This is a genomic window from Prescottella defluvii, assembly GCF_000738775.1.
Lineage (GTDB): Bacteria > Actinomycetota > Actinomycetes > Mycobacteriales > Mycobacteriaceae > Prescottella > Prescottella defluvii.
Window position 1 is genome coordinate 1 of record NZ_JPOC01000062.1, and the last position, 20,832, is coordinate 20,832.

Below are 20,832 nucleotides of genomic sequence, written 5' to 3' on the forward strand. Positions count from 1 at the left end.
CCCTGGTCTCGGAGGTCGCCGAGTTGCGTCAACGCGGTGATTCGGTCGGTACCGGCGGCGGGTGGCGGAGGCGGAGGGGGCGGCGGTGGCGCCTGCGGTGCCGTGTTCTGCGGTGCCGGCTGCTCGGCAGCCCACCGCTGTCCCTGGCGTCGGGACACTCGATTCGAGACTGCCGTCGCGGTTCCGGCCACGGCTGCGGTGCGTGCGATTCCGCGGAGAAGTCCGGGCATGGTGTGCTCCTTGATCTCAGTTGGCGGTGTCGAGCGAGTCGAGGTTGTCGAGCAGTCCCTGCACGGGGATCCGCCCCGTGGCCACGAGTCGGGCACCGCTGTGGCGCAGCGCTGCCGCGAAGGGGGTGGCCCAGCGGTTCTCGTACACGAGAACTGCTGCGGAACAGCCTGGTTCGAGAATGGAGGCGGCCTCCTCGAGGTCGGTCTCCTTCAGCAGATCCGAGGACGCCTCCGCGAACAACGTCACGTCGATCTCGCCCGCGAAGCCGACGTCGTCGATCTCGATGCCCGCGAGCGAACCGTCGGCCTCCTTGCGGACGAACGCGAGATCGAGCACGCGGATGATGCCCCGCTCGACGAGTTCGCGGAGGATCGGCAGGGCGGAGCCGTCGGGTTGTCGATCGGCGGGAAACTCCACCACCAGGTAGTCGATGGGCCCGATGTCGTCGAGTTCGGTGTCGTTCACTGCGGAGCCTCTCTTCCAGGAAGCGGGTGGACCGCTCGCTCGATGTGGGGCGCACCGTCCCCGTTCGCCCACTCATCGTCTGGTTCTGCGCGGCCGGCGGTCAAGCTCGAAACCGCATCGAAGTCAGAGCAATTCGTGGCGAACGATGCGAGTGGCCCGAGTGCCCCGGACCGGACACGAATCGCTCCGTGATCGTGTCGCATTCCGCGACGAGCGAGCGCCGCATGGGGAGAGAATGGGTGTCCGGTCCGGCCGGGCCGGTGGAGAACGGCGGTCATGTCCCGAGGGCGTGTCTGCCGGACGACGACTGAGGACCGTGGATGCCGTGAGCAAGAAGGGCAAGGACGGGAAGGCGACCGAGCGTGCACGTTCGGCCGGTGGCCGGACCACCGATGGCGGTGAGCTGACGGAGGCGGGCGCCCCCGAATCTGCTCCACCGATGAAGAACAGGGACTATCGGCGGGAGCTCAAACCGCTCCACGCCGAGTTGGTGGCGTTGCAGGAGTGGGTCAAGGCGTCCGGCGCGAAGGTCTGCATTGTGTTCGAGGGGCGCGACACGGCCGGCAAGGGCGGGGTCATCAAGGCGATCACCGAGCGGGTCTCGCCCCGGGTGTTCCGGGTCGTGGCGCTACCCGCGCCGACCGAGCGGGAGCGGACACAGATGTACGTGCAGCGGTACGTGCCGCATCTGCCGGCGGCCGGCGAGGTCGTCATCTTCGACCGCAGTTGGTACAACCGCGCGGGCATCGAGCGCGTCCTCGGACTGTGCACCGAGGACCAGACACGCCAGTTTCTCCAGATCATTCCGACCGTGGAACGCGCGATCGTCGAGTCCGGTGTCATCCTGCTCAAGTACTGGCTCGAGGTCGGTCAGGAGCAGCAGACGCTGCGTCTGCAGAGCCGGATCGACGACCCGCGGAAAATCTGGAAGCTGTCGCGGATGGACCTGGCGTCGTACAGCCACTGGTTCGACTACTCGCGGGCCCGCGACGAGATGTTCCGGTTCACCGACACCGGCTGGGCGCCGTGGTTCGTCGCGCTCAACGACGACAAGAGACGGGGACGGCTCAACGTCATCAGCCACCTGCTGAGCCAGGTGCCCTACGAGCCGTTGGAGCAGCACGCGGTTTCGCTGCCGGAGCGGCAGAAGGCCGAGGGCTATCAGCCGCCGACGCAGCCGCTGCACTGGATTCCGACACCGTTCTGACGTCGCCGATTCACCGGGCAAGGAGGAGCCGCGATGGCCACCGATCATCCCGCGCCGGACCGGGTGGCCGGGGAGACCCGGTCGGACTGGCACAGCCGTGACGCCGACGCCGTGGTGTCGGCGCTGGGCTCGGACCGTCTGTCCGGGCTGACTTCCGCCGACGCCGATGCACGGCGCCGTCGATACGGCGTCAACGAGATCGCGTCCGAGCCTGCCCCGTCGATCTGGGCTGTCGCGCTGGTGCAACTGAGGGATCCGATGAACCTCATGCTGGTGGCGGTGGTGATCGTCAGCCTGATCATCGGGGAGGTCCCGACCGCGCTCGTGGTGGTGGCACTGGTCGTCCTGAACGTCGTGCTGGGCACGCAACAGGAGTTGAAGGCGCGGGCGAGCGTCGACGCCCTCGCCCGGATGCAGATTCCGCAGGCCCGGGTGGTCCGCGACGGCACCCTCGTCCAACTGCCCGCAACGGATCTCGTGCCCGGCGACATCGTCGAACTCGAGTCCGGGGATCTCGTCCCCGCCGACGGCCGTCTGCTGCGCTCGGCCACACTGGAGACGCAGGAGGCGGCGCTGACCGGGGAGAGTGCGCCCGTCCCGAAGGACCCGCAGACCCTCGATTCCGTCGATGTCGCTCTCGGTGATCGCAGCAACATGCTGTTCCAGAACACCTCCGTCACCCGTGGCACCGCGGCGATGGTCGTGACCGAGACCGGCATGCGGACCGAGATGGGCCGGATCGCGTCGATGCTCTCCAGCATCGCTCCCGGCAAGTCGCCGCTGCAGCGAGAACTCGATTCGCTGACCAAGGTGCTCGGTGTCATCGCGTGGGTCGCGGTGGCGATCATCGTCGTCATCGGACTGCTGCGTGGGCAGGACCTCGCCACGGTCATGTTGCTCGGGATCTCGATGGGGGTGTCGGCGATCCCGACCGGCCTGCCGACGTTCGTGCAGGCCATGTTGGCGTTCGGCGCGCGCAAGCTGGCCGATGCGAAGGCCGTCGTCAAGAACCTGAGCGATGTCGAAACCCTCGGTGCGACAAGCGTGATCAACTCCGACAAGACCGGCACCCTGACGATGAACCAGATGACGGTCCGGTCGCTGTACTTCCACTGCCGGTGGTTCACGGTGGACGGTGAGGGCTACAGCAAGACCGGGACCGTCGCGCACGTCGCGGGGGAGCCGGCGCCGGACTTCACGCTGCTGGCGTACGGGCTGTGCCTCGACAGCGATGCCACCGTCTCCGACACCGGCGAGGTGGTCGGTGATCCCACCGAGGCGGCGCTCGTGGTGCTCGCGGCCAAGCTGGGGGTCGACGCCCCGAGTACTCGGAGGGCGTATCCGCGGGTGGCGGAGGTGCCGTTCGATTCCGCGTACAAGTTCATGGCGACCTACCACCACCTTCCGGTCGACGGGGACGTCCGGTTCGTCGAGCTCGTCAAGGGCGGTCCGGACGTGGTGCTGGCGCGGTGCGGGTCCGCCTTCCGACCGGGGCGCGAACTGGTTCCCCTCGACGACGTGCGCGACGACATCACGGCCGCCACCCGCGGGATGTCCGAGAAGGGGCTGCGGGTCCTGGCGTTCGCGGTTCGTATCCTCGACGGCTCGGAGGGCGCGGTGACCGCCGATCCGATGGCGTTCGTGGAGGACCTCGTGTTCGTCGGCATGGTGGGCATCATCGATCCGCTGCGGCCGGAGGCGGTCGATGCGGTCCGCACCGCGCATGCCGCAGGGATCGACGTCCGGATGATCACCGGGGACCACGCGGTGACCGCCTCCGCGATCGGTGCCGAGCTCGGACTCGGGCCGGGCGCGATCGGCGGCGCCGAACTCCAGGCGATGACCGACGAGGAACTTACGGCGGCGCTGCCCGAACTCCATGTCTTCGGCCGCGTCACACCGCAGGACAAGCTGCGGCTGGCCGACGTGATGCAGCGGGGCGGCGCGATCGTGGCAATGACCGGGGACGCGGTCAACGACGCCGCCGCGCTGAAGAAGGCCGACATCGGGGTCGCGATGGGGTCGGGCAGCGAGGTGACCAAACAGGCGGGCAAGCTCATCCTCACCGACGACAACTTCGGCACCCTGGTCACCGCGATCCGTCTGGGCCGCAGCATCTACGACAAGATCGTGGCGTACATCCGCTATCAGATGTCCAAACTGTTCTCGCTGGTGCTGCTGTTCCTGGTGGCCAGCGTCTTCGGGATCAACGACGGTGTCGCCCTGACCCCGCTGATGGTGCTGTTCCAGCACTTCTTCATCACGCTGTTCCCGGTCGTCGTCATCATGCGGGATCCGCCGCCGCCCAATCTGATGGACAACCCGCCCCGCGACCCGAAACAGCCGATCGCCAACCGGAAGTCGTTCGTGCAGTGGTTCGCGTACGGTGCCCTCCAGTTCGCGGTCGCGCTCGCGGCGATGCTGCTGGCCCCGGGGCCGATGAGTCCGACCGAACCGAACGTGCCGATGACGACGGCGTTCGTCGTGCTGTCCTTCGGTTCCATCCTCGCCGGACTGGTTCTGCGGCGTGATCCGGACTCCGGTGTCGCCGCGCCGATTCTCGGTGCGCTCGAGATCCTGTCGATTCCGATCGTGGTGACGGTGCTGGCCGTCGAACTCGGATTCCTTCAGGACCTCCTGGGCACCACGTCCTTGACCGGCGGTCAGTGGCTCGCGTGCCTCGGCTGGTCGCTGATCGTCCCGGTCGTCATCGAGGCGGAGAAGGCGTTGCGGCGCCGGCGCCGCCAGCGGTCGGCGCCGCCCGCACCGATTCCCGCGACCGTCGCCGTCGATCCGCAGCGCGCCCGTCTGCACTGACATGGTCTGGAGGGAGAGTGTCGGACGGCTACCCGGGGTGGCGACGGCCCGGGAGTACCAGCGCTCCTGGCTGCGCACCGACGTCACGGCCGGCCTCGTCCTCACCGCGCTGCTGATCCCGGCCGGCATGGGCTACGCCGAGGCCGCCGGACTCCCCGCGTATGCCGGGCTCTACGCGACGATCGTGCCACTGCTCGTCTACGCCGTGGTGGGGCCGTCGAAAATCCTTGTGCTCGGACCGGATTCGTCGCTGGCGCCGCTGATCGCCGCGGCGGTCCTGCCGCTCGCGGTCGTCGGAGACCCGGAGAGTGCCCTCGCCCTCGCCGGAGTGCTCGCCATCCTCGTCGGGGCGATCCTCGTCCTCGGCGGATTCCTGAATCTGGGGTTCGTCACGGAGTTGCTGTCGAAGCCGATCCGGCTCGGGTACCTCAACGCGATAGCGCTGATCGTCGTGGTCGGCCAGCTTCCGAAACTGCTCGGCTTCTCCGTCGACGCGTCAGGTCTGATCGGCGAGATCGGTGAGATCGGCACGTCGATCCTCGCGGGTGACATCGACCCGGTCGCGGCCGCGATGGGCATCGGGTCGCTCGCCGTGATCGTCGCCTTCCGGCTGTGGTTGCCCCGCGTTCCCGGTGTCCTCGTCGCCGTCGTCGGATCGATCGCGGTCGCCGCGGCGACCGGCCTCGACGAGAAGATCGGGATGGTCGGTGCGCTGCCCGAGGGCCTGCCCCTTCCTCAGTTCGGCGGCATCGCCTGGCAGGACGTGCTCGCCCTGATCGGTCCGGCCGCCGGCATCGCGCTCATCGCCTTCGCGGACACCGGCGTGCTCTCCCGGACCTTCGCGGCCCGTCGTGGTGAGGAGGTGAACGGCAGCACCGAGATGAAGGCGATCGGCGCCGCCAACGTGGCGAGCGGCCTGTTCGGCGGATTCCCGATCTCGGCCAGTGGCTCGCGGACCCCGGTGGCCGAGCAGAGCGGTGCCCACACCCAACTGGCGGGCGCGGTCGGCGCCGTGGCGGTGCTGGTGTTCGTGCTGGTCGCTCCCGGGATCACCGCCTACCTGCCCGACGCCACCCTGGCGGCGGTGGTGATCGTCGCGGCCACGGCGCTGATCGATGTGCGCGGCATGATCGCGATGTGGCAGATGAGCCGGGTGGAGACCGGACTCGCCGTCGCCGCCTTCCTCGGTGTCGCACTGGTGGGGGTGCTACAGGGCATCCTGGTCGCGATCGGGTTGTCGTTCGTCGCGGTCGTCGCGCGGGCGTGGCAGCCGTACCGCACGGAGTTGGTCGAGTTGGCCTCCGGGACCGGATTCCACGATGTCGCCCGGCACCCGGAGGGCCGCCGTGTCCCCGGTCTGGTCCTGATCCGATTCGATGCACCACTGTTCTTCGCGAACGGCGGGATCTTCGACGACTATGTGCGGTCCGTCGTGGCGCGCGCACAGGCCCCGGTCGAGTGGGTGGTGATCGCCGCCGAACCGATCACCGGCCTCGACACCACCGCCGTCGACGAACTCGTCGATCTCGACCGCTACCTCGAGGGTCGTGGCATCCGATTGGCGTTCGCCGAGATGAAGGGGCCGATCAAGGACCAGCTCGTCCGGTTCGGTGTCGGCGATCGGTTCGATTCCACCCACTTCTATCCCACACTCGACGCCGCAGTCGACGCCTTCCATCGGAGGGCCCGTCCAGGCGGCGGCATCTGACGCCGCGACGGACCCGGATACGGGAAACCGCCGCGGGCGCACCGACGATCGGCGGACAATGTCTTCATCGCACCCGATGCTCGGGCCCGACCCGCGCGGCAGGACGGTTCACGATGCCCGACACCGACAGACATCACCCCGGAGTGGCGATGCTCAGCCGCGCCGAGCGCGCCGAGCGTGGTCTGGCCGCCAGACGCGCGACTCCGTTCACCGCCCTCGCCGAATGCACGACCGGCGCGCGGCGCGATCCGATCCGCCTCCTCGAACAGCAGTCCGCGGACCGGATCCCCGACCTGGTCCCGGTCCGGTACGGGCGCATGGCGAGCAGTCCGTTCGCCTTCTACCGCGGCTCCGCACTGATCATGGCCGACGACCTGTCCAGCACCCCCGGGTCGGGGCTGACGGTGCAGTTGTGCGGGGACGCGCACCTGTGCAACTTCGGGATCTTCGCCACGCCCGAACGGATGCAGGCGTTCGACATCAACGACTTCGACGAGACGTACCCGGGCCCGTTCGACTGGGACGTCAAGCGCCTCGTCGCGAGCCTCGCGATCGCGGGCCGGGAGCGGGGGTTCGGCGGCAAACAGCGCGCGAAGATCGTCCGAGCGTGCGCCGCCGAGTACCGCGAAACCATGCTGCGGCAGGCGGAGCGCGGGAATCTCGTGGTCTGGTACTCGCACATCGAGCCCTCCGCCGAACTGGTGGCGCTGCGCGACGAACTCGACACGTCCTCGAAGAAGAGTGTGCGCCGAACCCTCGACAAGTCGTGGCACCGGGACAGTGTCCACGCGCTGGCGAAACTGACCGCGGTGGTCGACGGCCGACGGAGCATCGTCAGCACGCCGCCGCTGATCGTCCCCATCGAGGAGGTCTTCGCGGAGGCGGACGCCGAGTCCCTGTTCGAGGAACTGCGCGGACGGCTGGACGACTATCGGGAGACGTTGCAGGACAACCGCCGGGTGCTGCTGCGCCGGTTCGAGTTCGTGCAGGCGGCCCGCAAGGTGGTCGGTGTCGGCAGCGTCGGTACCCGGGCGTGGATTCTGTTGCTGCAGGGCGTCGACGGGGATCCGCTGTTCCTGCAGGCGAAGGAAGCGCGGCCGTCGGTACTCGCGAGCTATGTGGACGGCCCGTCGTTCGCGAATCAGGGGGAGCGGGTCGTGGCGGGCCAGCGGCTGATGCAGGCCGCGAGCGACATCTTCCTCGGATGGCAGCAGGGGGCGGGCCCGGACGGGGTGGTCCGGGACTTCTATGTCCGCCAACTGCGCGACGGCAAGGGCTCGGCGGTGATCGAAGCGATGACGCCGTCCGGGATGGAGTTGTACGGGCGTCTGTGCGGGCGGGTGCTGGCCTACGCTCACGCCCGGTCCGGGGACCGGATCGCGATCGCCGCCTACCTCGACTCCGGAAGCGAATTCGACAAGGCCGTCAGCGAGTTCGCCGAGTCGTACGCCGACCGGAACACCCGCGATCACGCGGTCCTGCTCGAGGCCATCGACGAACGCCGCATCGCGGCACGGTTCGGCGTATGACCCGGCCGCGCGGCCGCAGGTGGTGGGCCATGGCCGCATTCGTGGCGGCCTTCGGTGCGGCCGCGGCGCCGATCGCGGTCGCCGGCCTGCTCGGTACCGTCGCGATGCTGGCAGTGGGGGTCGGTGGCGTCGCCGCGACCGTGGCGGCGTCGTACCGGTTCCTCACCAGTCGCGGTGTGCTGCGGGCGATCTCGGCGGGCCTGGCGGTGCTCGCGCCGGTCGTCGTGCTCGTCCTCTTTCTCCGTGCCGGTCTGGTGTGGGTGGTGGTCCTCTCGTGCGCGCTGCTGCTCGTGGCCGTGCTGTGCGCCCGGGTCGCGTTGCGGGAGCCCGGGAAGGACGCGATGCCGGAGGGGCGCGCGCCGGCACCGCGGCGGCCGTTCCTCCTGATGAATCCGCGGTCGGGCGGGGGCAAGGTGGCGAAATTCGATCTGCAGCGCAAGGCCGAAGACCTCGGCGCCGAGGTGGTTCTGCTCGATGGGCCGGACACCGCCGACGTGGCCGCGCTGGCCCGCGCCGCCGTCGAGCGTGGCGCGGATCTGCTGGGCGTCGCCGGCGGGGACGGCACCCAGGCGCTGGTGGCCGCCGTCGCCGCCGAGTACGATGTGCCGTTCCTGGTGATCAGCGCCGGAACCCGCAACCACTTCGCGCTGGACCTCGGGCTGGACCGAGACGACCCCGCCACGTGCCTCGATGCGCTGGACGACGGTGTCGAACTGCGTGTCGACCTGGGCTGGATGGACGGGCACCCGTTCGTCAACAACGCCTCGTTCGGGGTGTACGCCGAGTTGGTGCAGAGCCCGGCCTACCGGGACGACAAGACCGGCACGGTGCTGCAGATGCTGCCGGAGCTGCTCGACAGCCATCGGGCCTGTCGGCTCACCGTGCAGTTCGGTGACGTGACGGCGACCGGTCCGCAGGCGGTCCTGGTGAGCAACGGGCCCTACCGCACCGGTGACCTCGCGGGACTGGGACGCCGAGAGAGCCTGGACAGCGGCGTCCTCGGGGTGGTGACGGTGTCGGTGAACAGTGCCGGACAGGCCGTCGGACTGTTGCAGGGCGTCCACGCGCGGGGCGTGGACACGGCCCGCGCGACCGAGGTCGTCGTCGATGCCGACCGGTCGTCGATACCGGTCGGTGTCGACGGCGAATCCCGGATGGTCCGCACTCCGGTGCGGTGCACCGTTGCCCCCGCGGCCCTGCGGGTGCGGGTGCCTCGGCACCGTCCCGGTGTACGCCCGCCGCAGCCGGGAATGGAACTGGCGCGACTGTACCGGCTGACGGGGTGGCCGACCGGCCCTACTGGCCGACGAGTTCGAGCGCCAGGCGCACGTACAGGTTCACTTCCTCCACCGCGTACAGGATGACGACCTCGAGGCTGTCCCGGTGATCGCTGCGCGCGGTCAGCGAGATCCGGGGCGGCTCGGCGTCGGCGTGCAGCGTGAGATCGCTGCGCCTGCTCGCACTCATGCGTTCGAAGGCCTCGGCCCACTCGCGGCGGATGTCGCCGTCGAGTTCGGCGTCGACACGGACGATGTCGCCCGACACGGTCGAAACGACATTGCTGACCTTGACCGGAGCCCACCGACGTTCGGTGGCCCGCGACTGCTGGCCCATTGCCCCTCACTTCTGATCAGGTTGACCGCCCACCATATCCAACTTCCGGGCAAAAGCAACAAAGCATCGACGCAGGTCACGGCGCTGCAGTCGGGGCGATCGGGGTCAGGGCAACAGGATCCTGCGGGCATGACGGATCTCCGGAATCCCGATGAGCTTGGACGCCAGCGCGAAGGCCGCGACGCCGGTGACCGTTCCGGCGGCCAGGGCGACGACCGCTCCGGTTCGGGGATCCCCCAGTTGGTTTTTCGTCGCGTAGGTGGCCGCGAGGCAGACGGCACCGGAGAGCGCCGCTGCAGCGGCGACCCGGACCGCGGTGTCGCGTACATGGTGGAAGCCCAGTAGCCCGAATCGTCGTCGCAGCAGGATGTGTCCGAGCATCGCTCCCACGACGTAGGACAGGGAACCGGCCACACACAGCATCAGGACCACGCCCTGATCGGGCATTGTCGTCGTGGCGACCCCGATGGCCGCGATCTTCGTGGTGACCATCGCGATGTTGATCAACGCGGGCGTGCGGGTGTCCTGGTCGGCGTAGAAGACCCGGAGTTGGAGCATCACGATCGCGAACGGCGCCAACCCGAACGCGGAAACGGCCAGAGCCGTTCCGATCAGGTGCGCGTCGGCCGGGTCCACGCGGCCCACGAAGATGACGGTCGCCAACGTCGGCCCCAGGACCATCAGGGCGGCGGTGACCGGGACGAGAGCGACCACCGAGTATCGGGCGCCGCGGCCGAGGTCGGCGAGGACCGCGGCGTGATCGTTCTTCGCGACGGCGCGCGCGATGCGGGGCATCAGCACCGTCAGGAGCGACACACCCAGAATTCCGTACGGCACCTGGAAGAGGAGGTCCGCGTAGGTGTAGGTGGACACGCCACCGTGACTGAACGCGACACGGAGCACCACCACGACACCGATCTGGCTCGTGACGACGTAGGCGAGGACCCAGCCGACCAGGGGCAGTCCGACGCGGACGGGACGCCACGTGTACGGCAGTAGCCGCACCCTCCAACGCCAGCGGAAACCGTTGCGCCGCAGCGCGAGCACGACGGTGGCCGCCTGTCCGACGATGCCCAGTGTGGTGCCGGCGCCGATCACTGCCACCTGAGCGACGGTCATGGACTGTGGGGTGAGGGTGACCGGTCCGGGCAGCAGGACGAACACCGCCGCCGTGACCAGGACGATGATGTTGTTGACCACGGGCGCCCACGCCGCGGGGCCGTGGACACCGCGGACATCGAGCACCGCCGTCGCCAGGGCGGCCAGTCCGTAGAAGAAGATCTCGGGCAGCAGCAGGTACGCGAACACCGTCGTCAGTTCCCGCTGCGCGGCGTCGTCGACGAACACCGACGCGATCAACGGGGCGGACAGGACGGCGAGCACGGTCACCGCCGCCATCGCGACTGTCGCGCTCGCCATCAGGCGCTGCGTGAACCGGGTGTCCACCCGCCCGCCGCGCAGTCGCGAGCGCGTCAGGACCGGGATGAGCACGCTCGTGAGCACACCGCCGAGCAGCAGTGCGTAGACCATGTTGGGAAAACTGTTCGCGCCGTTGTAGGCGTCGCCGACCATGGCAGTGCCCAGCACGGCGGCCAGCGCCGCCGTACGGACGAACCCCGTCACCCGGCTGACCGTCCCGGCGACCGCGACCCGTCCTCCTGCCTGTGCGACGTGGCGTTCCGGGCCGTCATCCTGCCTGCGATGTCTCCCCACGATGTCAGGCTCTCACAGCCCGAGACGGGCCGGCCGGACCTTGCAGGGTGGCCGTCACGAGAACGTGGGGAGGGCGTCGGGGAGGGTCTGGGGGAGGTAAGCGCACGGGCCGCCGGGTGGCGCGGTCTACCCTGAACCCATGTCTGTTCGCACTGCGCTCGTCCCCGGAACCGTCTCGCCCGTCCTCGATGTCCCCAAGAGCATCGAGCGTCCCGAGTACGTCTGGAAGGCGACGGCCAGGGAGGGCAACGAGCCGTGGGTGCAGACGCCCGAGACCATCGAGAAGATGCGGGTGGCGAGCCGGATCGCCGCGCGAGCGCTGCAGGAGGCCGGCAACGCCGTCGCGCCCGGCGTCACCACCGACGAGCTGGACCGCATCGCGCACGAGTACATGTGCGATCACGGCGCCTACCCGTCGACGCTCGGCTACCGCGGCTTCCCGAAGTCGTGCTGCACGTCCCTCAACGAGGTCATCTGCCACGGCATCCCCGACTCGACCGTCATCCAGGACGGTGACATCGTCAACATCGACGTCACCGCCTACATCGACGGTGTCCACGGCGACACCAACGCGACGTTCCTCGCCGGTGACGTCTCCGAGGAGAACCGCCTGCTGGTCGAGCGCACCCGCGAGGCCACGATGCGTGCCATCAAGGCGGTCAAGCCGGGCCGCGAGCTCAACGTCATCGGCCGCGTCATCGAGTCGTACGCCAATCGCTTCGGCTACGGCGTCGTGCGGGACTTCACCGGCCACGGCATCGGTGAGACCTTCCACAACGGCCTGGTGATCCTGCACTACGACCAGCCGAACGTCGACACCGTCATCGAGCCGGGCATGGTGTTCACGATCGAGCCGATGATCAACCTCGGCACCGTCGACTACGACATCTGGGAGGACGGCTGGACCGTCGTCACCAAGGACCGCAAGTGGACCGCGCAGTTCGAGCACACGATCGTCGTCACCGAGACCGGCAACGAGATCCTGACGCTGCCCTGACATGGGACTGAGCGGATCCCTGCTGGTCGCGGGCACCACGTCCGACGCCGGCAAGAGCGTCCTCGTCGCCGGACTGTGCCGGATGCTGGCGCGGCGCGGAGTGAAGGTGGCGCCGTTCAAGGCGCAGAACATGTCGAACAACTCCGTCGTCACGCTCGACGGCGGGGAGATCGGACGCGCGCAGGCGCTGCAGGCGCGGGCGTGCGGGCTCGAGCCGAGTGTGCGGTTCAACCCGGTACTGCTCAAGCCGGGCGGTGACCGCACCTCGCAGCTCGTGGTCCGCGGCAAGGCCGTCACCACCGTCGGTGCCCGCGACTACATCACCCACCGCGAATGGCTGCGGGAGATCGTCGCCGACGAGCTGTCCGCGCTGCGCGGAGAGTTCGACGTCGTGATCTGCGAGGGCGCCGGATCGCCCGCGGAGATCAACCTGCGGGCTACCGATCTGGCGAACATGGGGCTGGCGCAGGCCGCGCAGCTACCGGTGATCGTGGTCGGCGACATCGACCGCGGGGGAGTGCTCGCGCACCTGTTCGGCACCGTCGCGGTCCTCGCGCCCGAGGACCAGGCGCTGATCGCCGGTTTCGTGATCAACAAGTTCCGCGGCGACGTCAGCCTGCTCGAACCCGGACTCGACCAGCTGACGGCGCTCACCGGGCGCCCCACCCTCGGGGTGATCCCGTTCGCCGAGGACCTGTGGCTCGACGCCGAGGACTCCCTCGGTGTCGTCGGGGACGCGTCCGTCGGCCGGCCCGGTTCGCCGGTCGGCGACGAATGGCTGCGCGTCGCCGCGATCCGGCTGCCGCGCATCTCCAACTCCACCGACGTCGAGGCGCTCGCGTGCGAGCCGGGCGTCGCGGTGCACTGGGTGAGTGAACCGTCACGCCTGGCCGACGTCGACCTCGTCGTCGTTCCCGGCAGCAAGTCGACGGTCACCGATCTGGAGTGGTTGCGGCGCAGCGGAATCGGAGACGCCCTGGTGCGCCGCGCGGAGGCGGGCGGTGCGATCCTCGGCATCTGCGGCGGGTACCAGATGCTCGGCGCCGTGATCGACGACGGCGTCGAATCCGGTGTCGGGGAGGTGCCCGGGCTGGGGATCCTGGACCTCGAGATCGAGTTCGCACCCGACAAGGTACTCGCGCAGGTCGACGGTGACGCCGACGGAGTTCCGGTGCGCGGCTACGAGATCCACCACGGGCGGGTCCGCCGCAACGGTGACGCGCCGCTGCTGAGCGGCGCCGACGGCGCCAAGGAGGGCAGTGTCCGCGGCAGTGTCCGCGGCACCCACTGGCACGGACTGTTCGAGAGCGACGAGTTCCGGCGACGGTACCTGGCCGAGGTGGCGAAGGCGGCGGGCCGGAGCGGCTTCGTCGTCGCCCCGGACACCGACGTCGCGCAGGTGCGGGAGTCGCAGTTGGATCTGCTCGCCGACCTCGTCGAGCAGCACCTCGACATCGGCGCGCTCGACGCGCTGCTGGCAGGCGGCGCGCCGAGCGGAATGCCCACGATCAGCTCGTCGCTCGCCTGACAACCACCCAGGTCGCGGCGATCGCCGCCGCGGCGGCGGCCACCGGAACCACCGCGAGCGTCATCGCGCGGGGCGCGTCGACGAACCAGGACCCGATCGCCGGCCACCACTGTGCCCAGGTGATGACGACGGCGGCGAGGCCCGACACCCCGATCGTGCCGATGCCAGCGACGAGGAATCCGATGGTCCGCCAGCGCTGGTGCACCGCGCCCAGCAGCATCGAGATCGAGGTGGTCAGCAGCAGGCTCGCGAAGAAGGCGGCGGTCTGCAGCACACTCGAATCCGTCGCGAAGCGCAGGATGCCGAACATGCGCATCCCGACGCCCCACCCGCCGGTCGCGGCCTCGATCACCGACAGTAGTTGAAGCACTGCAGCGAACGCGGCCGACTGGACCACCGCGACGACGGTGGTCGAGGCGAAGAATTGGCGCCGCGTCACGCCCAGTCCGAGTGCGAACGGGAATGTCTGCGTCATCGCCTGCGCATAGAACGCCACGACGAAGCCGTACAGCGCGAGCACGGCGCCGGTGACCTGGGTGTCGTCGCCGGTGTCGATCAGCGCGAAGATCGTGAGGTTGATGGCGAACGTGACGGCGAGGATCGCGGCGGGCGCCGCCAGCAGCAGCGGCCACGACACCGCATGGAGTCGGCAGACCGCCAGGAGGCGCCGGGAATCGGTCCGCGGCGGGCGCGCCGGAGCGGCGGTGGGGGTGGCGACGGTCATGGTCGGGTCTCCTTGCCGGAATCGGGTCGGCTGTCGAGGGCATCGCGAATCGTGATCTGCTGCAGGGACACCGGTGACAGTTCGATGTCGGAGCGGGCGGCCTCGGCGCGGTCCGACGCGGTGATGGTGCCGCGGATGGTGGCACGCGCGAAGCCGCCGAGGTCCTCGCGATGCAGGACGGTCTTGCCCACCGTGAAGGCGTCGATCAACGTGGCCCGTCCGCTGGCCAGCACGTGCCGGCTGCGCAGGTCGTCGGTGTCGGCATCGGTGGTGACGCGGCCGCCGTCGATCACGATGACGTGCTCGAGCAGATCGGCGACCTCGTCGATCAGGTGCGTGGACAGCACCACCGTGCGCGGGTGTTCCGCGTAGTCGGCGAGCAGCCTGTCGTAGAACAACTCGCGGGCCACCGCGTCGAGCCCCAGGTACGGCTCGTCGAACAGGGTCAGCGGGGCGCGGGACGCCAGTCCGATGACGATGCCGAGTGCCGACGTCATGCCGCGCGAGAGCTTCTTGACCCGGCGGCGCTCGGGAAGCTGGAAGTCGTCCATCAATCGACCGGCGAAGTCGCCGTCCCATCCCGGCAGCAGGAGTTCGGCCGCGGTGAGAACGTGCTTGACCTTGAGGTCGTCCGGATACCGCTGGCTCTCCTTGATGAAGCACAGATTCCGCAGTACATCCGCGTTCTCGAACGGTGCTCCACCGAAAGCGCTGACCTCCCCGGCGCTCGGCAGTTCCTGGCCGGTGAGGATCTTCATCAGTGTGGTCTTGCCCGCGCCGTTGCGGCCGAGCAGGCCGTAGATCTTTTCCGCCCGCAGGTCGAAGGTGACGTCCTCGAGTGCGGTGACGTCGCCGTACCGCTTCCCGATCGCCCGCACCGAGACGACGGTGTCCCGGTCGATGTGTGTGATGGTCATGGACGTTCCTCCCACTTGTCCAGCATGGATTTCAGCTCGGCGATGCTCACTCCGAGCTTGTCCGCCTCGCGGACGAGCGGCGCGAGGTACTGCGCCGCGAACTGTTCGCGCCTGCGGAATCGGAGCGCGTCCCGGGCGCCGGTGGTGACGAACATGCCGATCCCTCTTCTCTTGTAGAGAACTCCGTCGGCGACGAGTTGGTTGAGGCCCTTCGCCGCCGTCGCCGGGTTGATCCGGTGGAAGGCGGCCAGTTCGTTGGTGGACGGCGCCTGCGACTCCTCCGGCAGTGAACCGTCGATGATCGCGTTCTCCACGAGCTCCGCGATCTGCTGGAAGAGGGGCTTGCCCTCCTCGTTCAGCACTGCGCCCCGCCCGCCGCGAGGCTGCTTGGTTCATTACTCATGTAATGAACCATATAACTGGCGTGGGGGCCGGTCAATCCGGCATCGAGATCGCGCCGTGCGGGAGACCGTTTCGCGCGTTCGGCACGGGGAGGAGTGTTCCGGCACCTAAAATCCGGGGCGGTGCCGAACGGCCTGGACACTCGCGATGACGGGAGCCGACATGCGCAGCAGATTCGAAACCGGGACAGGAATTCGTGTCGCGTGCGGTGCGGTGGCGGTGGCGCTCGCCCTCGCCGGATGTTCCTCCGGGGATTCGGGATCCGACGGCGCGGCCTCCAGCAGTGCACCGTCGAGCAGTTCGGTGCCCGCGACCACCACGGTGACGCTGCAGAAGGTCGACCAGGCGACGCTGGACGGCATCGTCGCGAGTGTCGCCGAGAATCTGCAGATCCCCGGCGCCGTCGCGATCCTCAAGACCCCCGACGGCGACCTGACGGTGAAGTACGGCAACGGAACTCGGGGGCAAAACACTCCCGTCGACACCGTCGAGCACATCCGCATCGGCTCCAACACCAAGACCATGACCGGCACCGTGATCCTGCAGCTCGTGCAGGAGGGCAAGATCGCGCTGACGGACCCGGTCTCGAAGTTTCGGCCGGACGTGCCGAACGGCGACAACATCACCATCGAGCAGCTGCTCGACATGCGCAGTGGCCTGTTCAACTACACCGAGACCGCCGAGCTCAACGAGGCTCTCGACAACGACCCGCAGAAGCAGTGGAAGCCGGACGAACTCCTGGCGCTCGCGTTCTCGAATCCGCCGTACTTCCCGCCGGGGCAGGGCTACCACTACTCGAACACGAACATCGTGTTGCTGGGCCTGATCGCGGAGAGCCTCGACGGCAAGCCGCTGCCGCAGATCTTCCAGTCTCGGCTGTTCGGTCCGCTGGGACTGACCGGCACGTCGTTCCCGGACACCGCCGACAACACGATCCCGGCGCCCTATTCGCGCGGCTACGTGTTCGGGACCAACATGGACACGTTGACCGAGCCGGCGCTGCCCGAGGCCATGCAAGCCGCCGCGAAGGACGGAACCCTCCAGCCCAACGACGTCACCGACGTGAACCCGTCGTGGGCGTGGGCGGCCGGAGCCGGCATCTCCACCGCGAACGATCTCGTGACCTGGGTGCAGGCGCTGGTCGCCGGGAAACTGCTGGGCACCGACCTGCAGGCCCAGCGCCTCGCCAGCGTCCAGCCCACGGCCCCCGAACCCGGATCGGCCGAATACGGTTGGGGCATAGCGAAGATGGGTCCGATGTTCGGGCACACCGGCGAACTGCCCGGCTTCAACTCCTTCATGGGTCACGACCCCGTCAACAAGGTGACGCTGGTGGTGTGGGCCAACCTGGCTCCGGCGGCGAACGGGCAGGATCCGGCGACCACCATGGCGAAGGAGATCATCGGCAAGGTCTATCCCGCATAGGTGTCCGATTCCGTGACGTGGATCGCGTACCGTTTCCAGCCATGGAGTCGACGCGTGTTGAGGTGGGAAGCGGAACCTGGGCGGTCCGTATCGGTGGGCCCGAGAGCCGGCACACCGTCCTCTTACTTCCCGATACGGGCGATTCGGCGGACGTCTTCGACGCCGTCTGCGCGCGCCTGCACGACTCCGATCTGCGGACCGTGGTCCCGGAGAACGTCGACGGGCTCGACGAGCCGTCGGTGATCGCGATGCTCGACGAACTGAAGCTGCCGTGGGTGAACCTCGTCGGCGCCGGGTCGGGTGCCGAGCTGGCGTGGTCGCTGGCCGCGAAGACGTTCGGCCGGTTCGCGAGCCTCGTCGTCGCCGACCGCGGCCATCCCGCGGTACCGGGGGCGGACGGGGCGGTGCGGGACGCGGCGTGCCCCGCCGTCGAACTGCCGACCACCGTGGTCGTCGGCACCGCGCTCGGACGTCCCTGCGCGGACGCCAGCGGCCGGTATGCGTATTCGGATTTCCGGATCGTCCAGCTCGACAGCATCGGCAACGTCCCCGCGGACGCCGCCCCGGAGTTGGCCAGCGAGATCGTCCTCCGCACCAGCTCCTGGTGACGCCCGGCGGGCGGGGTGACCCGGGTCGACCGGCGCGAGGTTTCTAGACTCCTCCGGTGCTCGACACCGCTGCCGCCCCGCCCGACGTCACCTCCGTTCGCACCGCGTTGCGGTCGCCACGCCGACTCACCACCGAGGTGCTGGCCGGGTTGGTCACGTCCCTCGCGCTGATCCCCGAGGTGATCTCGTTCGCGGTCATCGCGGGAGTCGATCCCCGGGTGGCGCTGTACACCTCGTGCATCATGGCGATGACGATCGCGTTCGTCGGCGGACGTCCGGCGATGGTGTCGGCGGCGGCGGGCGCGACCGCACTGGTGATCGCACCCCTCGTCGCGTCGCACGGAATCGACTACCTCATCGCGGCGGTGTGGCTGGCCGGCGCCCTCCAGATCGTGCTCGCGGTGGCGGGTATCGCGAGACTGGTGCGGTTCATTCCGAGGTCGGTGATGATCGGCTTCGTCAACGCGCTCGCGATCCTCATCTTCAGCGCCCAGCTACGGCACCTGTTCGACGTGCCGTGGCTCGTGTATCCACTGGTCGTGGCGGGCCTGGTGATGATCGTGCTCGTGCCGAAGCTGACGACGTCGGTGCCGGCGCCGCTGATCGCGATCGTCGTCCTCACCGCGGTCGTCACGCTGTTCCATCTGGACGTCCCCGACGTCGCCGACCAGGGGGAGCTGCCGTCGGGCCTGCCCACCTGGATGATCCCGGACGTCCCGCTCACGTGGGAGACCCTCACGATCATCGCGCCGTTCGCGCTCGGGCTGGCGCTCGTGGGCCTGCTCGAATCGCTGCTCACCGCCAAGCTCGTCGACGAGATCACCGACACCGGATCCGACAAGACCCGCGAGGCGTGGGGGCAGGGTGTCGCGAACATCGCCGGCGCCGCGTTCGGGGGCATGGGAGGCTGCGCGATGATCGGCCAGACCATGATCAACGTGAAGGAAGGCCGGGCCCGGACCCGGATCTCGACGTTCCTCGCCGGCGCATTCCTCCTGGTGCTGTGTGTGACCGTCGGCGACGTCGTCGGTGCGATCCCGATGGCCGCGCTGGTCGCGGTGATGGTGGTGATCGCGGCCACCACGTTCGACTGGCGCAGCATCACCCCGCGCACGCTGCGGCTCATGCCGCGCAGCGAGACGCTCGTGATGGTCGTGACGGTCGTGGGGACCCTGGCCACCGAGAACCTCGCGGTCGGTGTCGTGCTCGGTGTCCTGACGGCGATGGTCGCGTTCGCGCGTCGCGTCGCGCACACGGCCCGCGTCGACGTCGACGACCGGGACGTCGACGGCGTCACCGTGCGGACCTACCGGGTGACGGGGCAACTGTTCTGGGCGTCGAGCAACGACCTGATTCATCGCTTCGACTACGCCGGTGGCCCGGACTCGGTGGTCGTCGACCTCACCGACGCCGAGGTGTGGGACGCCTCCACCGTGGCCACGCTCGATGCGGTGCTGCAGAAGTACGCCGCCGAGGGGGTATCCGCGCGCATCGTGGGCCTCGACGGGGCGAGCCTGAACCGGCTCGAGAGGTTGTCCGGGAAGCTCGGGTAGGCCCCGGGAATGCCGCCGTCGACCGCTCGTCTCACAGATGTCACCGTTCGTCGCCGCGCGTATACGCACGATTTGGTCGCGGGGCGGAAGGCGCGTTAGCCTGCTCACACGGACACGCCGAACCCCGGTGTGCCGATTCTCGATCTCGTCCGGGAAGGACCTCGATGCGCGGCACTGCAGTCACGGCCACCGCGACGCGAATGCGTTGCGTGTGTTGTCGCTGCATGCGCGTGAGCTGAGACGAGATCCCCGCGCGACGTCCCCTCGAAGGCCGTCCCGCATCCCCGTGCTGATTCTTCCCACCGGGCACCGAAACGTCGCAGCGTGAGTTATCCGCCGGTGCCCGTGGGGAAAGGATCCATGCCATGTCCGCACACGCTCTCCCGATCATCGATCTGGACAACCTCGACGTCGACGCGCTCCGCAAGGTCACGCACGAGATCGGGTTCTTCTACCTGACCGGGCACGGCATCGACCAGCAGCTCACCGACGACCTGATCGCCACGTCCCGTGCGTTCTTCGCGTTGCCCGAGGCGGACAAGCTCGAGATCGAGAACAGCAATTCGCCCCACTTCCGCGGCTACACCCGCGTCGGCGGTGAGCGCACCCAGGGCTACATCGACTGGCGCGAGCAGCTCGACATCGGACCCGAGCGGGCCGCGGTCGACCCGATCGACCCGGACCGTGCGTGGGACGTCCTGCACGGACCCAACCTGTGGCCCACGCGCATCCCGAAGCTGCGGGAGCTGGCCCTCGAGTGGTCGGCTCAGGCGCAGGCCGCCGGGCTCCGCCTGATCAGTGCCTGGGCGGTGTCGCTCGGCGCCCCCGCGGACTTCTTCGACGCCGCCTTCTCGGACCCCGATCCGCTGCTGAAGATCGCCCGCTACCCGGGTCACGACGGCTCGGTGACCGGCCAGGGCGTCGGCAGCCACAAGGACGTCGGGGCGCTGACCCTGCTCTACCCCGAGCCCGGCAGCGGCGGTTTCCAGGTGGAAACAGACGGCGGCTGGCTCGACGTCGCACCGATCCCCGGCCACCTGCTGGTCAACATCGGCGAGCTGCTCGAGGTCGCCACCGGCGGCTACCTCAAGGCCACCGTGCACCGGGTGCTGCCGCCGGCCGCCGGCACCGACCGGGTCTCGCTGCCGTTCTTCCTCAACCCCGGCTACGACCACGCCCTGCCCACCGTGCCGCTGGCGCCCGAGCTCGCGGCCGAGGCCGCCGGCGTCGGCCCCGACCAGCACGGCGGCACCCTGCACGCCCGCTACGGCCTCAACGCCCTCAAGTCGCGCCTGCGCGCGCACCCCAACGTCACCGAGCGGTACCACCGCGACCTGCTCGACCTGCCCGCCCTGCGCGGCTGACCATCTCGACCCGATCGGAAGGCTCCTCCC

Annotated in this window: 18 protein-coding genes; 11 read left to right on the forward strand and 7 right to left on the reverse strand. The window is 69.1% G+C overall.

Features of this window, described 5'->3' with window-relative positions; translation table 11 throughout:
* Both IJ15_RS26770 and IJ15_RS0120025 read right to left on the reverse strand, forming a co-directional pair.
* A partial coding sequence (locus IJ15_RS26770) for a hypothetical protein (protein ID WP_081880838.1) occupies positions 1–230 on the reverse strand: 230 nt, incomplete at its 3' end.
* 16 nt (positions 231–246) lie between these two features.
* Complete coding sequence (locus IJ15_RS0120025) at positions 247–696, reverse strand: DUF6325 family protein (RefSeq protein WP_031940118.1); 450 nt, start codon at positions 694–696, stop codon at positions 247–249.
* A 403-nt stretch (positions 697–1,099) separates the two neighbouring features.
* Here IJ15_RS0120025 and ppk2 point away from each other — a divergent pair, with 403 nt between their 5' ends.
* The 5 genes from ppk2 (at position 1,100) to IJ15_RS0120050 (ending at position 9,321) form a co-directional block, all read left to right on the forward strand.
* Positions 1,100–1,903 (forward strand): polyphosphate kinase 2, encoded by an 804-nt coding sequence (gene ppk2, locus IJ15_RS0120030; protein ID WP_031940119.1) that lies wholly within the window; start codon positions 1,100–1,102, stop codon positions 1,901–1,903.
* Positions 1,904–1,936: 33 nt separating this feature from the next.
* A complete protein-coding gene (locus IJ15_RS0120035; RefSeq protein WP_031940120.1) occupies positions 1,937–4,720 on the forward strand; it encodes a cation-translocating P-type ATPase in 2,784 nt (927 codons plus the stop codon).
* Position 4,721: 1 nt separating this feature from the next.
* Positions 4,722–6,428 carry a SulP family inorganic anion transporter gene (locus tag IJ15_RS0120040; RefSeq protein ID WP_031940121.1) on the forward strand — a complete coding sequence of 569 codons (1,707 nt, stop codon included), beginning with the start codon at positions 4,722–4,724 and terminating at the stop codon, positions 6,426–6,428.
* Between the two features lie 113 nt (positions 6,429–6,541).
* On the forward strand, positions 6,542–7,957 hold the full coding sequence (locus IJ15_RS0120045) for a DUF2252 domain-containing protein (RefSeq protein WP_031940122.1): 1,416 nt from the start codon (positions 6,542–6,544) through the stop codon (positions 7,955–7,957).
* 29 nt (positions 7,958–7,986) lie between these two features.
* On the forward strand, positions 7,987–9,321 hold the full coding sequence (locus IJ15_RS0120050; RefSeq protein WP_231569607.1) for a diacylglycerol/lipid kinase family protein: 1,335 nt from the start codon (positions 7,987–7,989) through the stop codon (positions 9,319–9,321).
* Here the strand turns inward: IJ15_RS0120050 and IJ15_RS0120055 are convergent.
* Both IJ15_RS0120055 and murJ read right to left on the reverse strand, forming a co-directional pair.
* The gene (locus tag IJ15_RS0120055; RefSeq protein WP_031940124.1) at positions 9,254–9,571 is read right to left on the reverse strand and encodes a hypothetical protein; all 318 of its coding nucleotides are present in this window, start codon (positions 9,569–9,571) and stop codon (positions 9,254–9,256) included. The genes IJ15_RS0120050 and IJ15_RS0120055 overlap by 68 nt on opposite strands.
* 105 nt (positions 9,572–9,676) lie before the next feature.
* Positions 9,677–11,284: a murein biosynthesis integral membrane protein MurJ gene (gene murJ, locus IJ15_RS0120060; RefSeq protein ID WP_269321488.1), complete on the reverse strand. Its 1,608-nt coding sequence runs from the start codon at positions 11,282–11,284 to the stop codon at positions 9,677–9,679.
* A gap of 139 nt (positions 11,285–11,423) precedes the next feature.
* Here murJ and map point away from each other — a divergent pair, with 139 nt between their 5' ends.
* Together map and IJ15_RS0120070 are read left to right on the forward strand one after the other, a co-directional pair.
* Positions 11,424–12,281 carry a type I methionyl aminopeptidase gene (gene map / locus IJ15_RS0120065; protein ID WP_031940126.1) on the forward strand — a complete coding sequence of 286 codons (858 nt, stop codon included), beginning with the start codon at positions 11,424–11,426 and terminating at the stop codon, positions 12,279–12,281.
* Between the two features lies 1 nt (position 12,282).
* The gene (locus IJ15_RS0120070) at positions 12,283–13,809 is read left to right on the forward strand and encodes a cobyric acid synthase (protein WP_031940127.1); all 1,527 of its coding nucleotides are present in this window, start codon (positions 12,283–12,285) and stop codon (positions 13,807–13,809) included.
* Here IJ15_RS0120070 and IJ15_RS0120075 read toward each other — a convergent pair.
* Genes IJ15_RS0120075 through IJ15_RS0120085 form a run of 3 tightly spaced genes read right to left on the reverse strand, consistent with a single transcriptional unit; the run spans position 13,790 to position 15,812 of the window.
* Positions 13,790–14,533, reverse strand: a complete 744-nt coding sequence (locus tag IJ15_RS0120075; RefSeq protein WP_031940128.1) for a hypothetical protein — start codon at positions 14,531–14,533, stop codon at positions 13,790–13,792. The two genes, IJ15_RS0120070 and IJ15_RS0120075, sit on opposite strands and share 20 nt — an antisense overlap.
* Positions 14,530–15,450: an ABC transporter ATP-binding protein gene (locus IJ15_RS0120080; protein ID WP_031940129.1), complete on the reverse strand. Its 921-nt coding sequence runs from the start codon at positions 15,448–15,450 to the stop codon at positions 14,530–14,532. The genes IJ15_RS0120075 and IJ15_RS0120080 overlap by 4 nt, the downstream gene beginning before the upstream one ends.
* Positions 15,447–15,812: a GntR family transcriptional regulator gene (locus IJ15_RS0120085; protein ID WP_407984096.1), complete on the reverse strand. Its 366-nt coding sequence runs from the start codon at positions 15,810–15,812 to the stop codon at positions 15,447–15,449. Before IJ15_RS0120085 ends, IJ15_RS0120080 begins: the two co-directional genes overlap by 4 nt.
* 202 nt (positions 15,813–16,014) lie before the next feature.
* Between IJ15_RS0120085 and IJ15_RS0120090 the strand changes: the two genes are divergently transcribed.
* From IJ15_RS0120090 to IJ15_RS0120105, 4 genes are all read left to right on the forward strand, one after another.
* Entirely contained in the window at positions 16,015–17,277 is a 1,263-nt protein-coding gene (locus IJ15_RS0120090; RefSeq protein WP_051919292.1) for a serine hydrolase domain-containing protein, read from the forward strand.
* Positions 17,278–17,318: 41 nt separating this feature from the next.
* The gene (locus IJ15_RS0120095; RefSeq protein WP_031940132.1) at positions 17,319–17,885 is read left to right on the forward strand and encodes an alpha/beta fold hydrolase; all 567 of its coding nucleotides are present in this window, start codon (positions 17,319–17,321) and stop codon (positions 17,883–17,885) included.
* A gap of 56 nt (positions 17,886–17,941) precedes the next feature.
* Positions 17,942–19,438: a SulP family inorganic anion transporter gene (locus IJ15_RS0120100; protein ID WP_031940133.1), complete on the forward strand. Its 1,497-nt coding sequence runs from the start codon at positions 17,942–17,944 to the stop codon at positions 19,436–19,438.
* A 365-nt stretch (positions 19,439–19,803) separates the two neighbouring features.
* On the forward strand, positions 19,804–20,802 hold the full coding sequence (locus tag IJ15_RS0120105; protein ID WP_031940134.1) for an isopenicillin N synthase family dioxygenase: 999 nt from the start codon (positions 19,804–19,806) through the stop codon (positions 20,800–20,802).
* The last annotated feature ends 30 nt before the right edge of the window (positions 20,803–20,832 follow it).

What these genes read in the sequence shown, in the direction of transcription:
- map (WP_031940126.1), top strand. Translation starts at nt 11,424, where the DNA reads ATGTCTGTTCGCACTGCGCTCGTCCCCGGAACCGTCTCGCCCGTCCTC.
- IJ15_RS0120105 (WP_031940134.1), top strand. Translation starts at nt 19,804, where the DNA reads ATGTCCGCACACGCTCTCCCGATCATCGATCTGGACAACCTCGACGTC.
- IJ15_RS0120035 (WP_031940120.1), top strand. Translation starts at nt 1,937, where the DNA reads ATGGCCACCGATCATCCCGCGCCGGACCGGGTGGCCGGGGAGACCCGG.
- IJ15_RS0120045 (WP_031940122.1), top strand. Translation starts at nt 6,542, where the DNA reads ATGCCCGACACCGACAGACATCACCCCGGAGTGGCGATGCTCAGCCGC.
- IJ15_RS0120080 (WP_031940129.1), bottom strand. Translation starts at nt 15,450, where the DNA reads ATGACCATCACACACATCGACCGGGACACCGTCGTCTCGGTGCGGGCG.
- IJ15_RS0120050 (WP_231569607.1), top strand. Translation starts at nt 7,987, where the DNA reads ATGGCCGCATTCGTGGCGGCCTTCGGTGCGGCCGCGGCGCCGATCGCG.
- IJ15_RS0120040 (WP_031940121.1), top strand. Translation starts at nt 4,722, where the DNA reads ATGGTCTGGAGGGAGAGTGTCGGACGGCTACCCGGGGTGGCGACGGCC.
- IJ15_RS0120070 (WP_031940127.1), top strand. Translation starts at nt 12,283, where the DNA reads ATGGGACTGAGCGGATCCCTGCTGGTCGCGGGCACCACGTCCGACGCC.
- IJ15_RS0120090 (WP_051919292.1), top strand. Translation starts at nt 16,015, where the DNA reads ATGCGCAGCAGATTCGAAACCGGGACAGGAATTCGTGTCGCGTGCGGT.
- IJ15_RS0120055 (WP_031940124.1), bottom strand. Translation starts at nt 9,571, where the DNA reads ATGGGCCAGCAGTCGCGGGCCACCGAACGTCGGTGGGCTCCGGTCAAG.
- IJ15_RS0120075 (WP_031940128.1), bottom strand. Translation starts at nt 14,533, where the DNA reads ATGACCGTCGCCACCCCCACCGCCGCTCCGGCGCGCCCGCCGCGGACC.
- IJ15_RS0120095 (WP_031940132.1), top strand. Translation starts at nt 17,319, where the DNA reads ATGGAGTCGACGCGTGTTGAGGTGGGAAGCGGAACCTGGGCGGTCCGT.